This is a genomic window from Paenisporosarcina sp. P4_E4_2 (assembly GCF_056401595.1).
The window spans coordinates 1-14,925 of sequence record NZ_JBFUJC010000007.1; the positions used below are offsets into that span (position 1 = coordinate 1).

The 14,925-nt window shown below is 38.6% G+C and carries 13 protein-coding genes; 2 read left to right on the plus strand and 11 right to left on the minus strand.

Annotated features, from left to right (window positions below; translation table 11 throughout):
- Positions 1-126 precede the first annotated feature (126 nt).
- Positions 127-1,011 carry a glycerophosphodiester phosphodiesterase family protein gene (locus tag AC1DSB_RS02095; RefSeq protein WP_477531910.1) on the plus strand — a complete coding sequence of 295 codons (885 nt, stop codon included), beginning with the start codon at positions 127-129 and terminating at the stop codon, positions 1,009-1,011.
- Positions 1,012-1,127: 116 nt separating this feature from the next.
- Here the strand turns inward: AC1DSB_RS02095 and AC1DSB_RS02100 are convergent, their stop codons facing one another.
- The gene (locus tag AC1DSB_RS02100) at positions 1,128-1,934 is read right to left on the minus strand and encodes an MBL fold metallo-hydrolase (RefSeq protein WP_477531911.1); all 807 of its coding nucleotides are present in this window, start codon (positions 1,932-1,934) and stop codon (positions 1,128-1,130) included.
- A 199-nt stretch (positions 1,935-2,133) separates the two neighbouring features.
- Here AC1DSB_RS02100 and AC1DSB_RS02105 point away from each other — a divergent pair, with 199 nt between their 5' ends.
- Positions 2,134-2,994, plus strand: a complete 861-nt coding sequence (locus AC1DSB_RS02105; RefSeq protein ID WP_477585633.1) for a hypothetical protein — start codon at positions 2,134-2,136, stop codon at positions 2,992-2,994.
- Positions 2,995-3,371: 377 nt separating this feature from the next.
- Here the strand turns inward: AC1DSB_RS02105 and AC1DSB_RS02110 are convergent, their stop codons facing one another.
- The 10 genes from AC1DSB_RS02110 to AC1DSB_RS02155 form a co-directional block, all read right to left on the minus strand.
- Positions 3,372-4,364, minus strand: a complete 993-nt coding sequence (locus AC1DSB_RS02110; protein WP_477585635.1) for an LCP family protein — start codon at positions 4,362-4,364, stop codon at positions 3,372-3,374.
- A 137-nt stretch (positions 4,365-4,501) separates the two neighbouring features.
- Positions 4,502-5,017: a hypothetical protein gene (locus tag AC1DSB_RS02115; protein WP_477585637.1), complete on the minus strand. Its 516-nt coding sequence runs from the start codon at positions 5,015-5,017 to the stop codon at positions 4,502-4,504.
- Complete coding sequence (locus AC1DSB_RS02120) at positions 4,975-6,567, minus strand: AMP-binding protein (protein WP_477585639.1); 1,593 nt, start codon at positions 6,565-6,567, stop codon at positions 4,975-4,977. The genes AC1DSB_RS02115 and AC1DSB_RS02120 overlap by 43 nt, the downstream gene beginning before the upstream one ends.
- Positions 6,564-7,415 (minus strand): SDR family NAD(P)-dependent oxidoreductase, encoded by an 852-nt coding sequence (locus AC1DSB_RS02125; protein ID WP_477531916.1) that lies wholly within the window; start codon positions 7,413-7,415, stop codon positions 6,564-6,566. The genes AC1DSB_RS02120 and AC1DSB_RS02125 overlap by 4 nt, the downstream gene beginning before the upstream one ends.
- Positions 7,416-7,727: 312 nt before the next feature.
- The gene (locus tag AC1DSB_RS02130) at positions 7,728-9,191 is read right to left on the minus strand and encodes a sodium:solute symporter family protein (protein WP_477531925.1); all 1,464 of its coding nucleotides are present in this window, start codon (positions 9,189-9,191) and stop codon (positions 7,728-7,730) included.
- The gene (locus tag AC1DSB_RS02135) at positions 9,191-9,394 is read right to left on the minus strand and encodes a DUF3311 domain-containing protein (RefSeq protein WP_477531917.1); all 204 of its coding nucleotides are present in this window, start codon (positions 9,392-9,394) and stop codon (positions 9,191-9,193) included. The genes AC1DSB_RS02130 and AC1DSB_RS02135 overlap by 1 nt, the downstream gene beginning before the upstream one ends.
- Positions 9,395-9,827: 433 nt before the next feature.
- Positions 9,828-10,640: a YitT family protein gene (locus AC1DSB_RS02140; protein ID WP_477531918.1), complete on the minus strand. Its 813-nt coding sequence runs from the start codon at positions 10,638-10,640 to the stop codon at positions 9,828-9,830.
- Between the two features lie 486 nt (positions 10,641-11,126).
- The gene (locus AC1DSB_RS02145) at positions 11,127-12,599 is read right to left on the minus strand and encodes an MDR family MFS transporter (RefSeq protein WP_477585641.1); all 1,473 of its coding nucleotides are present in this window, start codon (positions 12,597-12,599) and stop codon (positions 11,127-11,129) included.
- A gap of 59 nt (positions 12,600-12,658) precedes the next feature.
- Positions 12,659-13,270, minus strand: coding sequence for a TetR/AcrR family transcriptional regulator (locus tag AC1DSB_RS02150; RefSeq protein ID WP_477531920.1), 612 nt, complete (start codon positions 13,268-13,270; stop codon positions 12,659-12,661).
- Between the two features lie 387 nt (positions 13,271-13,657).
- Positions 13,658-14,824: a TraB/GumN family protein gene (locus AC1DSB_RS02155; protein WP_477585643.1), complete on the minus strand. Its 1,167-nt coding sequence runs from the start codon at positions 14,822-14,824 to the stop codon at positions 13,658-13,660.
- Positions 14,825-14,925: the final 101 nt, after the last annotated feature.

Consider the following 14,925-nt stretch of genomic DNA (forward strand, 5'->3'; position numbering starts at 1 on the left):
GAAGATTGTACTTCAGCCGCCCGTTTTCTCTAAAAATTCAAGTAAATAAGACCGTTATCGAATGTTTTCCTACTTACCGCCATATCCTTTAGGACTCTTTTATTTTTTGTGCGGAGGTTGGAATCCATGAAAAAAATGTTGCTCCTTATTGTCATGCTTTTCACATATGGATGCACGCAACCACCTAGTGAACCTCCAACTGAGCGTACGACTCTTCCCAAGAATGATTTTCTGATCATTGCCCATCGCGGTGCATCTGCCTATGCTGCAGAGCACACACTTTCTTCATACGAGATGGCCATCCAGATGGGTGCTGACTACATTGAAATTGATCTTCAAATGACGAAAGACGGAAAATTAGTAGCGATGCATGATACTGTTGTCACTTTTCACAACGCTCAACAAGCGGTAACGGATGTCACGTTTGATGAAATCCAGCTTCATTCTCCTGAAAAAGCGTTCGAGAACAACCATCTTGAGTACACCCTACCGCATTATGATGATTTGCGAATTGTTGATTTGGAGGAGATTCTCCTTCATTTCGGTGATACCGTCAATTATTACATTGAAATAAAATCACCCAAAACGTATCCAGGGATCGAAGAGGAGCTGTTGAAACAATTACGTGAACATAACCTCCTAAATAGGGGTGACATCATTCCAAAAGTAATCATTCAGTCCTTTGACGCAAAAAGCTTAAAAAACATATTCGCTATGGAGCCTTCCATTCCCTTGATCAAACTTTATACATTCGAGGAAGAAGCGCATATTCCCAAGAAACAACTGAAAGAACTCTCACAGTATGCTTCGGGAGTTGGTGTAAATTCAGTTGCCGTGACTAAGAAGTTCATCGATTTGATGCACAGCAAAAACTTGATTGTTCATCCTTACACGGTCAATGATGCAGAAACGATGCGTTTCCTTATTGATCTAGGGGTAAACGGATTTTTCACTGACAGACCCGATGTGGCAAATTGGGTTAGAAGTGAGACGAACAAGATTGGAGAATAAATAGAACAATACCGCCAAGCTGATGCTTAATGGTTAAAGCTTATTTTTCACTCATTACGTATATACCTTCTTAAACTAAAATACTGCGTTTGTTAAGAATGAATTCTCTAATTAGCCTATCCTTCTTTAATAATCGAAGTCACCATGTGTAACGAATCCCATTCCCCCATTGAGAAGCGTACAATGGGATATTTTTTGGGGAAGAGGATTTTATTGATTTGTTTAGGTGCCAGGCCTTTGTTGTGGAGCACAATGATTTTGCTTTGAATCTCCAGTAGGTATTCGAGTTTGCGATTAAGATTGTCTCTGCCGTTCTTTAAGTACCCTGCATGATTGCAATATACTTCATTGAAATCGTAAGTAAGTGCACGTTGCAGGGAATTGATTAGGGTCGGAATGCTTTCGTCTCGAAGAACTACTTTTGTCCGTTCCTGACAATATAGGTCTCCGGTGAATAGTTGGCCCGTTTCTTTATTCAGAAAGGACATATGATCCTGCGCATGACCAGGGGTGTGAATAGTCTCCCATGTTGCCCCTCTGCTTGAGAAAGTGCTCTTTATCGGCTCGGCATCGAATGGTCCTCGTTTCCCCCAGAACAACTTCCTATATAAAGGATAGTTCGCTTTTGACTGACAGTCTTCTATATATCGTTCATGCATATAAATTGGTTTTCCTAACTGTTGTAGATAAGCCGCCCCACCTGTGTGATCTTCATGATGGTGGGTAATCATGACTTGATTGATTTCGTGTTGGTCAAAAAATAGTTGAAATTCTTTTTCGAGTGACTTTGCACCAGTATCTATTAATACGCCGTCCGACACAAAACAGTACACATTTAGGTTTACGCCTTGAAATGCCACATTGCCATTGACCATTTGAACACCACTTACTTCGGACAGCTCCACCTTTTTCTTGAAAATCATTCATCCCACTCCTCTTGAAAAACCTCTCTGTTTAGATGACTTTAGAATAAAATGAATGACTATTCACTTCAATTTCTCCTGTTATGATGAATGAATTACTCTTCACATTCCATTAACGTTATAGAAGTGACAGATTTTTCACCTTATTTCAGTTACACTGTATTAAGTCCCTAGAATTTGTAATTATTGGAGGAATTAGATGTATAAGAAGATTATATTAAACCCCTTATTTTTATTGTTAATTCTTTTTTTCGTTGCTGCTTGTTCCGAGGTAGACGATACATCTTCGCAACAAAGTAGCGAAGATGATGTTCAAGAAGTTGTTCCTGAGGATTCAGATTCACAATCTGAGAAGGATGATGATGAGACAGTTCCTGTTGTGGGCGAAGAGCCAGAAGTGTTAAGTGATTCTGAAATAAGAGTGGTCATGGATAAGTTTCAAAAGATAGAAGACATTGTTAAAGAGACGAATAGCAAGATGACATTTTCTGATGAAGAAAGAACCCAATCAGAAGTGATGGCAGCTAAACTTCAAGAAAACTTACCGGAGAGTATAAAGGAATTGGTATCAAGCGAAATGCTTAACAAGGAATTGCCGGAAGAGCTTCAGTCTTGGTATTATTCAAGTGGAGAAGATGGGTTCTTCCCTGAAGTTTCTTTGGATGCACGGATGGAAGTTATTGAAAATACTCCACAATTCATAAAGGTGAAAACCTTTCAATTGAATGACTTTTTTCAATGGCATGGAAATGTCTATATAACAGCAGTGAACGAAAATGGGCAGTGGTTAATTGATGGCGGTTACGAATGGGTAGATGTAGACAAAGAACCTCTAGACTTGTCAAAAGAGGAATTACTTATCCATGAAGAAACGATTAATGATTCCGAAATCGAGTTTATCGCAGAAGAAACCATAACGAGTACCTTGGACGATGGCACTTCAAAAACGGCAAATGCGATTATTGTTAAGATTGTTAAAGATAACATGCTAAAGGGACGGTTTACGGATACAGGGGAAGTCGTGAATGAGCTACCTGAAAAATTCAAGTCGGCCGAGTGAGATTAGTGCAGAAATATCTGTAAGAAATAAAAGAATGATGTGGTTTTTCAACTAACCATACTACGTAAGTTAAAGTGAAAACATTCACACCCATCCTTCATATTCTTTAAGAATTAATAAACCTTTGACTTTATAAACCCATTAAAAAGGAGCAGCTGAAAAAAATTCAGCCACTCCTTTTTTCACTTGCTAATAAGTTTTTCGGTAAATAATTGATCCATAAACGGTTTTTTACGGACAGACCCAATGTGGCAAATTGGGTTAGAAGTGAGACTAACCGACTGGATAGTGAATAGAATTCATTTTTCCCAACAAGAGTTCAGCTTGGGATAGGCAGAAGATGTAGACTGGTTAACTTTTGGATTTCGGTAGAAATACTATTCGTCACCGACTTCAGAACTTAGTTCAAGATGGTTTTTAAGTAAGTTTTTCGTGTCTGTCAACGATTCATCAWCTAATAGCCAATACCACGTTCCAGTTGAGTTATCGTCATGGCCATCAAGGGATAGGGTTTCTACTTGTGGCATACCTTCTTTTATGTAAGTTAGAAAAGATTTCATCTCGTCAAATGTCATATCCGTTTTCATATTGTCACCAACGGCTGAAATCACATCGTCGTACTTCGTGAAGGAAGAGGCAGAAGAAGCTTTTTTTACAATGGATGATAGGATTTCCTGTTGACGTTTACCACGTTCGATGTCATTATCCAATTTCCTTGTACGGGCTAAAGCAAGCGCTTGTCGACCATCGAGTTTTTGATAACCCTTTGTTAATTGAATGCTGTAATTATCTTTTTCATCTTTTTCTAATCGATCATATGGGACATTTGCGTTAATACCATCCAAAGCGTCTACTACATCAATGAAAGCATTGAAATTCATTCGTACGTAATAGTCCACTGGTACTTCCAATAAATTCTCAACCGTCTCTATTGTCGCTTTTGTTCCACCTTTAAAAAGGGCGTGATTGATTTTGTCTTTGTACCCTATTTCAGGTATATACACGTAAGAATCTCTTGGAATACTGACTAATTTCACGTCTTTTTGTTTATTGTTGAGAGTTGCAAGCATTAAAGCATCGGATCGACTATTATTCGTTCCTTGATTACGTACGTCACTATCATCTACTCCAATAAATAATATGGATACATTATCATTAATCGGTTCAACTGGTTTCTCTCGAAGAATAGAACCTTCACGGTTATCAATCGCTTCATATGATTTTTCCGCGGCTACCTCAGCTTTTTTCACTAAATAGAACCCGTACGCTGTACCAGTAATCAGAAGACCCGTTACCAAGAGTGCCGAGATTTTTAAAAACAATTTCTTTTTGGATTTCTTTTTTTGGTTTTTATATTCTTTTCGAATCATGCGAAATCTCCTTCTTATTAAACCGAATTAGCCTCCTTTATAGAATGGCTATTCTTCTCCTCGTAAGGATCTGGAATCATTAAATCTGATATCTATCATTATTTCCAGGGCAATAAAAACGTCAATAATTAATTTTTCTAATCCGAAAAAAATGTCGGCAATCCTACTTCCCGTAATAAGTCATTGAATGAAGACCGTCTCACATTCTTTTCACCTGAAAATAATAAGGTTCTCATTTGACTGAAAAGTTTCTGGTCCATTTCCGGGAAAACGTGTTCAAATGCTCTTTTTTTATCCAATTCGGACAAATAATAAACAATGTAGCTATACATAATCGGGAAGTCATGTTTTATCTGTGAAGCATGTTCTAAAAATGCCGATAAATAGTCATCAAAGGAGTAAAATGATGTGGGCGGTGAGTAAATGGCATGTGGACTTGTATAAAAAACATCTGCCGGGCCATGATACCAATTGCCAACCATTGAAGTGAAAGCCAACAACGACAATGATCGAAGCTCTGGATCCGGGTCGTCAAAGTATTTGTAGTAATAGTCATTGGTTTCCTCACCCCAATTTTTTGACGTATCAAAATACCCAATCTCGATTCCCGCTAATAGTTTAGCCAATTTCTGTTTGGTCWGATTTTTATCCATTCTTTCCGCACCTCCGTCTTCAGTCGTTTCTTATCCAGTTTCCCCAAAGGCGTGTAAGGCATCTGATCAACGAAGACGATTTCCTTTGGCACTTGAAACCTCGCCACTCGAGGGCGTATCCATTCTAAAAGTGCAGCATGGGTCAAGTCTTCATTTTTCCTTGTCAATACGAATGCTTTCAATCTCTGGCCAAAATCTTCATCTTCTATCCCCAGCACGGCCACTTCCTCTATCTGAGGGTGTTTGATCAATACGTTCTCGACTTCAATCGGGTACACATTCACCCCAGCAGAAACCACCAAGTCATCGGTTCTTCCACATAAAAAGTAATATCCATTCTTATCTTGAAAACCCAAATCGCCAGCTTCTATCCAGGTACTCGTTCTGTTTCTCATGGACCATTTATTATTGATGCAAAATTGACCGACTGTGCCAACTGCAACCTTCTGCTTATCATGATCCATAATGTTCAACCGGACACCTTTAATTTTTTTACCGATGGTAGCAGCCGAATATTTCAAGTCCTGTGGGGTTGCGATCATATTCAGCCCCGCTTCTGAAGTGCCGTACAGATTGTACAAGACATCGCCAAGTTTACTTAAGACTTCATCCACCAGTTTCGGATTGAGCTTGGCCCCTCCGGAAGCAATACAAACAAGTGATTGCAAATCTTCCACATTGTGTTTTAACATCCTTTGTATCATCAACGGGACGACCGTAACCACTTCGATACTGTGTTCACTTATCAGGTGACATGCTTTTTCGGCATCAAACCCTTTGCTGATGACCACTTTTTTGCCCAATGCAAGGAAGGAAAGCAATATCGCAATTCCATAGCCGTGATAAATGGGCGTGGCAATATAGGCTGTTTCGGACTTCAATAGTTTCAGCCTTGTTAGTACAGCCAGGAAAGGATTCAAGAAATGGAACAGGGAAGGTTTATGGGCTACTTCCTTCGATTTCCCTGTGGTACCACCAGTAAGCAACATAATTTTACTCGTTGAAGATCTAGGGAGTTTAATGTTTCCTCCACCCTCCATTTGCAACAAGGTATTTACCGCGGGCAAATAATCATGCTTACTCAGAAGTCTCTCTTTCCGATAAGGTGATTTTTTAATCAAAGTACTCGATTCAACATCGTAAACAAGAAAGTCAAAATCATGGTCTTTAACTAATTGATCGAATTGAATCTGGCTCATGTCAGAATTGAGCAGATAGAGATCCGATCCAAGCTGAGCAGCAGCAAAAATCGATTTAACCAACGATCCATGGTTTTTACACAAAAACGCAACCTTCTGCCCTCTCTGAAGTTTGTATCTTTCTTTGAAAATGAAAGATAGCTTTTCTGATTGGGACAATAATTGTCTGTAAGTAATGGTTTCTTCATCCTCCACTAATGCAGGCTTATCGCCATTTGTCTTTTCAGCCATGCGTAGCAAAAGCATGATATTTATTCCGTATTTACAGATGAAAACAATTAATCCGCACAATCCCAATAGGGAAAGGTATTTCATTTTATATAGAACGTTCATCAGGTTGACGATCGTCAATTTCCTTCTCCCCGTTTTCTTAAAATCTTGGGCATGGATAGTTCCCAGAGCCCTCTAAAAAGAGTGGAGCCCAACTGCCCGAAAATCAGCCACCAAGGCGTATATGTTTTTCTTTTTGTATACATCGACTTGCAAATGATTTTAGCCACATGATTCGGGCACATAACAGGCATTTTTTCGTAAGACTTGGTCGGCACAATCATGGGGGGTTTCACCAACGGCAAATAGATGGATGTTGTCGAGATTCCCATGGCATTCAACTCGGCAGCAGCCGAGCGGAACCAAATATCAAAAGCTGACTTGGATGCCTGATAGGCCGCCCAATGGGGAATGGGCAGTAGCAAGGCATTAACTGTCGATACATTGATTACCTGTCCTTTATTCTTTTCCAGTAAAGGAATGACTGACAGCAGTATTTGTACCGGCGCAAAATAATTGATGGCCATCGTTCGTGTGAAATCGTGATAGCGATCCAATGAATGGAATATGGACCGATTGATGGATAGACCCGCATTGCTGACGACCACATCCACTCCATCTGGTAATTGATGAAGAAAAGTCAACAATTCCTTCATCTCTCGCTCATTTCTCAAATCTGCCTGAAAAACACTTACACGGGACCCATTCTTTTCGATATTCTTTTTTATAGTCAATAGTTTTTCTTCTCTTCTGGCGACCAAGATTAAATGCGCATCCATATCACCCATTAGGTAAGCTACTTGCTCCCCAATCCCCGAACTGGCTCCTGTAAGTAGAATCGTTTTTCCTTTCATCTCATTTCCAAGTTTCTTCTTGTTCAAAGATGTAGAAGCAAATAAAAGTCGCTCCGTAAGGTTATATGTATGCATAGGAACTTTCCTTTTCTTTTAATTTTTTCCGATGTCAGATCGATAAATCTATCATACCAAAAATAACCATCTACCGTTTGTGGAGTTTGAATTTTCTAAAAACATACGTTTTTACAGATACCTTCGCACGTTATGTTCAGGCCGTTGATTCTAATAGAAGGAAGCATAGACACCAAATTCATAAAACTTTTGAGTCTGATGTTCAACGTTTTGAATGCAGTTCTGTACATACAAAAAAAGCAGCTGAAGCAATCAGCCGCTTTTAATGAACGTATTTTATGCGTCGTCTCTTTTATTCATTGCTGAACCTGGTTATTTCGTAAAAAGTTGATCCATAATAGGGTTCGATTTGTTTTGTGCCTTTTTCACAAAAATCGGATTCAAAAGAACCAATGCCAAGATGTTAGCAAGAAGCCCCCAGAACCCTTCATAAATCCCGAATGTATTTCCTGTAGAATACACAGCAAAAGTTACACCAAGCCCTACAAGTAAACCGATGATTGTTGCTTCTCTTGTCTGGTTTCTCCAGAATAAACTAAAGACGATGGCTGGGAAGATTTGAACCATTCCAGATACCCCTAGAAGTTGAAGTGACACAAGTGCTGTCGGGAAAAGCATACCGAAAATTAATGCTAGTCCTATAACCACAAATACCATCGAACGAGTAATCATCGTCAATTTTGCCGGTTTGACATTTGGATTAATAAAATCACGGTAAATATTATTCGCAAATAAGTTCGAAGCTCCGATTGCCATGATTGAACATGGAATCAATGACGCTAGTGCGATTGTTGAATAAGCAAGTCCTTGTACTACCCCACCGTAAGACACTTGAATTAAATTCAACAATGCAAAACGTGGATCGCTTCCTTCTGGCAATACAAGGTAGGCTGCAAAGCCAAGGAAAACAACAAGAATTAAGACGATATTATAAAACGGTAAATAGATGGCATTTTTACGAAGTACATCTGCATTTTTCGCTGTGAATACACCTGTTACCGCGTGCGCCCACATGAATAGTGCCAAGCCTGAAACCAATGAAGCAGTCAAGAACCACGGAATACCCTTTGGTCCTGTTGTCGGTATGGTTAACAACTCTGGGGAGTCTGTGACGATTTTGTCAATCATCGAGCCCCAACTTCCAAAGTGAATGATTGGAATTGACACAACCAGGAATAACATAATGACCCATACTAAAATGTCTTTAATGACCGCGGTATAAGCTGGTCCTTTTATTCCGCTGAAGAATGTATACAGTGCCACTAACAGGAATGAAATAATAACAACAACTTTTATATTAATATAACCTGTACCCGCAACTGTTAAAGTATCTTGAATACCAGCTAATTGTAAATCAATGTACGGGATCAGCATTAATACACCGACAATTGCGATTAGCAACGATAAGAATTTACTATCAAATCGTCCTTTTGCATAATCTGCAAGTGTCGTTAATTTATGCTTCTTAGAAACTTCCCATAACTTCGGAAGATAGAAATAAGAAACGAAGAACGCAATTATCGTATATGGAATCGCGAAGAACGCAATACTACCAGCTGCGAATGCAGTACTCGTCAATCCTAAGAATGTGTATGCTGTATATAAGTCTGCTCCGACCAAAAGCCATACGAGCAATGGACCAAAACGTCTTCCACCTACAGACCACTCTTCTACCGAACTCCGGCTTGATTTATTTCGTCCAGCGATAAATCCAATTAAAACTACCGATAATACTATGAAACTAGTAATTAATAACGCTGTTAAATTCCCCTGCATCATTCAATACTCCCTTCTGACTTCTGTATGCGATAAATGACATACGTACATAATGGAGTAAGAATCATCCCTAAAAATAACCAAAAATGAAGAAATGGCAATCCCAAGATAATCGGTTCAATTCGATTAACAAAAGGAATTGCGCCAAGCATAAGGATAAACGGTAAAATAGTTAGAATTACAATAATCAATTTTTTGCTCATCTGAATCCTCCTAGGTGTAATTTAGATAATATATTGGAATAGTTATAATTATCAATCATTAATATTATCAGATAGAAATTTTAATACAAGGGAATCTCGTGAAAACGGTTACAAAGTTTCAATTAAACTAGATGAAATAACGTTTCAAGATTTTTCCCACTAACTACCCCTGCACCATTACCTATAAATAAAAAAGACAAACAAAGTGAAATCACTTTGCTCGTCTCAGTTGTAATTACTATTTGAGGAAATCTTTTTCTTCTTCCAAGGTTAAAATACGGATATATAAGAATTGTTACGCATGAGGTATTATTTAAATTTATGTAACCACATGTTCATACAAATGCATATCCGTCTTCTTTCATTAAACAAAAAAGGACTGTCAGATTAACAGTCCTTCTGGATCTCATTCTTTCACTAATGTTAGTCCCCACTAATTCTTTGCAAAATTACCATCAACCTCAACAGTCTCAAATATATTAATAAATGCATGTTCATCATATTTACGGACAATTTTTTTGATTTGCAATGTTTCATAACGTGTAACAACCATCATTAATATTTGTTTCTTTTCTTGTGTGTAGCCCCCGTAACCTTCAGTAATCGTCATACCTCGATAGATGGACTCCAGTAGATCATTGCGTATTAAGTCGCCTTTTGAAGTGACTATTTGCATCGTCAATTTGACATGATTGGTGAAGATCGTATCAATCATTTTACCGGTCAAAAATATGGATAAAAGAGTGTATAATGCGATATCCCAGCCGAAAACAAATCCAGAAATCAGAACAATTACACCGTTCATAGCTGTGAGAAGTAGTCCAATACTAACATTACTGATTCGGGAAACCATAATCGCTATAATATCCAAACCGCCTGAAGTTCCAGAGTATTTCAAAATAAGACCGATACCCAGGCCACCCAGGCCTCCACCAAAAACAGTGGAAAGCAAGATATTGTCGGTAACTTGAACTACCGGCAATATATATAAGAAGACTGACAGTGAAATGACACAAACCATAGTATTGATCGTAATGGTTTTTCCGAGTTTGAAATAACCCAACACAACTAAAGGTAAATTAAATAGTAGATTCAATAAGCCAGTATTAAATGGTGTGATCAACCCAACCAAAATAGCTAATCCACTAATTCCGCTGCTTAAAATACCATAAGGAACCAAAAAGAAATTAAAAGCGAATGCCACAATTAGTGAGCCTATGATGACAATGGTATTTTTTAAAAACATAAACATTCCTCCAACTTCTTTGAATAATGCTCTGTTAAACGAAACGTCGTTTATCGTACAGTTGCGCAAGACCCCAAGTAAGGAGCGGGCCAATTTTTACTATTCCAACTAACCATCAATTATTTCCAACTAAACTTCATTTTTTTCCAACTAAGCGTCACTTTTCTCAAACTTGAGCCTAAAACTCGATCAACATTCTTGATATTGTCCCTATTTTACATGAAAAAGCGTCAAATTTTAAAAAAACTGCCAATTCCCCATAAAACATTTCGGCAGTTCTATCTTTTTATGGTAACAATTAATCCCTAAACAACAGTCAGAGCCGTGCATTAAAAAACTCGCCCCTACTGGAGGGACAAGTTTGTGCTCGCGAACTATCGGTTTCCCACACTTCCGTCTCTGTAAAATTGTTCTCTGCTGGCTAGAATTTTATTCATTCTAATCATCTAAAAAGGCTGAACCACAATGGGCTCAGCCTTTTTCTTATTATTCCTCAACGGGTTTTTGTTTATAAACTTGTTCCTTCTCTTCCTCAGTAACCTGTCTGTTCGGCTTTTTGATAAAGAATGTCAACGCTAACCCTACAACTGCAATAAATGTAGAGACGAAGAATGTATAAGTGATTCCTTCCATCATGGAGTTCTTCATGATGTTCATAGGGTCACTTCCGCTTTTCGCCAAGTTTTCCGCTGTCGAAGTCGTGCGGGTATTCATGACGGTGATTAGTAACGCAGAACCGATGGCACCTGATACTTGTTGAAATGTGTTGTTCATCGCTGTACCGTGTGGGTAAGCTTTCATTGGCAACGTATTCAAACCGTTCGTCATTACCGGCATCATTACCATTGAAATCCCGAACATGCGGATTGTATATAGAAACATTATTTCAAGGTACGTTGTATCCAAACTTAATTTACTAAAGTAATACGTTGAAATAACAACAATCGACATCCCTGTAATTGCAAGCACTTTGGCACCGTATTTATCGAACAATTTACCGGTAACCGGTGACATGAAGCCCATCACCAAAGCACCTGGAAGCATGAGCAAGCCAGAATCGAAAGGTGAAATCCCTTTGATTGTCTGAACATAAATCGGCATAAGAATCATGGCCGAGAACATGGAAATGGATAGAACGATTGAAATCGCTGACGATAATGCAAACATTGGATATTTGTAAATCCTGAATTCGAGCAATGGTTCACTTAATTTAAGTTGGCGGAGAATAAATGTAACAAGTGATACTACACCGACGGTAATGGTTCCTAAAACTATCGGGTCGTCCCAACCATTTTGCCCAGCAGAACTAAATCCGTAGAGGATTCCGCCAAAGCCAAGACTTGAAAAGACTAAAGATATTTTATCCAAACTTAATTCTCGGTTTTGGAACGTTAAATTCTTTAATTTGAAAATTCCTAAAACTAACGGGATTAAAGCAACAGGCAGGACAATGAAAAACAATACTCGCCATGAATAGTGTTCAACAATGTAACCGGAAAGTGTAGGACCGATTGCCGGTGCAACGATCATTACTAGACCGAAAACACCCATCGCCGCTCCTCGTCGTTCAACAGGAAACGCAGCAAGCATCACGTTCATCAGTAATGGCATCATCAGTGCGGCACCAGCAGCTTGAATCATTCGAGCTGCAAGAAGCACACCAAAAGTAGGGGCTAAGCCCGCAAATAATGTCCSTAGCGCAAATATGGACATGGCCAGGATGAAAATGGATCTATTGGAATAACGTTGTATAAAATAGGCACTCGCGGGAATTAATATCCCATTCACTAACATATAGCCTGTGACGAGCCATTGTACTGTAGATGCATCCTTAATATTTAAATCCGTCATAATGGAAGGCAAAGCGATATTCAATAACGTCTGGGTGAAGATAGCCACAAATGCCCCCATAAATAATATTGCGATATTGCCATATGGTGGTTTTTTCTGTTCTGTCATCCTTTTTTTCCTCCGTATAGTTTAGTCGTCTATTACTCGCTTCATGAAATTTCGTGGGTTTACTTACATAACCCTTTTTTCATTAAATTCACTTCAGCTGTATAGTTTTGCATAGATTGTTCAATGGACAAGTCTTTTGCGAATACTTGAATCAGGTTTTGGAATGTCACTGCCTTCATGATTTTGAAAATATGAATCAGTTCCATTTCATCTGAGATATTCAATTTATCTGTATCAACCAAGCCCATAACCTCTTTTAAACGAGTATTCATTTGCTCTTCATTTACTTCAGGTGTTAATGTATTTTCTGCTTTATAATTCATGTTCAAGAATGCATTTCTGAAAAATTGACGAAATTCCAAGCTTTGCAAGCTGATCAACATCCTCCGGAAGGATTCAATAAATGACTCTATTAGATCGCCATTTTGATCTTTCAATACTGAAATGAATCTGCTATTGAGTCTCTGAGAGTTTTCGTCTAACAAGAAATAGTAGAGATCCTCTTTATCTTCAAAATATTGATAAAAGCTACCTCTTGGGATACCAGCATCTTTTACGATATTAGAAATGGAAGCTCCAGACAACGGGGCTCTTGAAAATTCCTTCATAGCTGCTTTTATTAATGTTTCTTTTTTATCATTGGGTAAATTGATGAAGGTTTGTTTAGGCAACCTTATAACCTCCTATCTGAATTTAAAGTGACACTGTGTCACAACCGAACTTGATTGATTATATATGACACGATGTCATAATGCAACTAAAACATGACACCTTGTCATATCACGAATTTTTCGGACAATAAAAAAAGTCTATCAGTCTGTCTTATTGATTTTTTATATAAAAGAGAGAATCGGCTCCCTTTCCGCGGACGAACTAGCAAGCCGTCTCGGGCCAACAGGATGTTGGTCACGAAGGCGTTGCCACAAAATTGCATTTTGCGACGAGTAACCTCAAGAGTAGATTTTCTTGTCGCAGATTCTCTTACTATGAACACATTGTTTTAACAAAATAAAAAGAGAAAAGTCATTTTTGACTTTCCTCTTTTTATATATGCCATATTATAAGTTATTGAAGAACACTCTAATCACATCTGCCCCGCCGATAAAGGTTCCCAATGAACCCCCTAAGTTGGTCAGGACAACCACCAGCAACACGCGGGTGACCTTGTTATCCCAAAATCCTTTTATGGAAAACACATCCTCCGAAAGTGTTTCGAAGTCTCCGATATTCGGTCGGCGAATATATGCCTGTACAATTCCAGAAACCCACCCAGCTGCAATCAATGGATGCAAGGCAGTAAATGGAGCAGCAACAAAGGCTGACAATACCGCAAGCGGGTGACCAAAAGCAACGGCAGCTCCTACAGCAGCAAGAGATCCAGTCCACAGAAACCAGCTTATTGCTTGATCAAAACCTGCAGAAGGATTGGCGATAAAAGTATAGGCAATGATTGCTACAATCATCAGAGGAATCGCCCAACCAATAATTTTAGGTACGATTGATTTAGGTGGCGTTTGTGACAAAGCCTTTAAATCATGTTCTTTATGAATTTCTTTTGTAATGCCCTGTACATGTGCCGCACCCAATACTGCAACAATTTTATTTCCTGGAGCATCCTTAATTTTTTGGGCTAAATATTGATCCCTCTCATCAATTAAAGGCGTCTTTAACTTCGGAAAAGCTTCCGTGAATTCAGCAAGAGCAGCGTTTAGCGTATCCTGTGATTTCATTTTTTCAAGTTCATCTTCCGAGATGGTCTCTTTACTGAAAATACTAAAGAAAATTGCATTGAGAAGTTGTGCCTTCCCTGACAGGCCGAGATTACCCCAAATTCTGCTAAAGGTGATTTGTATATTGCGATCAGCCAAGACCAAATTTGCACCTATCTCTTTTGCTGATTCAATACCCTGAATCATTTCCTGTCCAGGCTTGATATCAAACTGTTTTGCTAAACGATTTTGAAAAGAAGAAATCGCCAAATTCATCAATAGAAACGTAGCTTTCTTGTCTTTAATCACTTTGAAAATATCAGTCTCTTTATACTTGTTGCTGTCCATAACTGACTGGTATCTTTGTTCATCCAACTCGATACATACTGAATCGGGTCTTTCTCTTTCGATAACCTCTTTTACTTGTTCAGCACTCTGTCTCGATACGTGGGCAGTTCCGATTAAAATTAGTTCTTTGCCATCTAGGCTGATTCGCGTAATATTTTCTTCCGGCATAAGCTACTTCCTTCATAGAATGTATTTCTCTACGCAATTCCTGTATCTATTAATTACGAAAAGACTGTCTACTGTTAATAATGAATTAGATTATAAGAAAT

Excerpts from the sequence above, each read along its gene's own strand:
- AC1DSB_RS02095 (WP_477531910.1), top strand. The coding sequence starts at position 127 with ATGAAAAAAATGTTGCTCCTTATTGTCATGCTTTTCACATATGGATGC.
- AC1DSB_RS02100 (WP_477531911.1), bottom strand. The coding sequence starts at position 1,934 with ATGATTTTCAAGAAAAAGGTGGAGCTGTCCGAAGTAAGTGGTGTTCAA.
- AC1DSB_RS02105 (WP_477585633.1), top strand. The coding sequence starts at position 2,134 with ATGTATAAGAAGATTATATTAAACCCCTTATTTTTATTGTTAATTCTT.
- AC1DSB_RS02125 (WP_477531916.1), bottom strand. The coding sequence starts at position 7,415 with ATGCATACATATAACCTTACGGAGCGACTTTTATTTGCTTCTACATCT.
- AC1DSB_RS02130 (WP_477531925.1), bottom strand. The coding sequence starts at position 9,191 with ATGCAGGGGAATTTAACAGCGTTATTAATTACTAGTTTCATAGTATTA.
- AC1DSB_RS02135 (WP_477531917.1), bottom strand. The coding sequence starts at position 9,394 with ATGAGCAAAAAATTGATTATTGTAATTCTAACTATTTTACCGTTTATC.
- AC1DSB_RS02140 (WP_477531918.1), bottom strand. The coding sequence starts at position 10,640 with ATGTTTTTAAAAAATACCATTGTCATCATAGGCTCACTAATTGTGGCA.
- AC1DSB_RS02155 (WP_477585643.1), bottom strand. The coding sequence starts at position 14,824 with ATGCCGGAAGAAAATATTACGCGAATCAGCCTAGATGGCAAAGAACTA.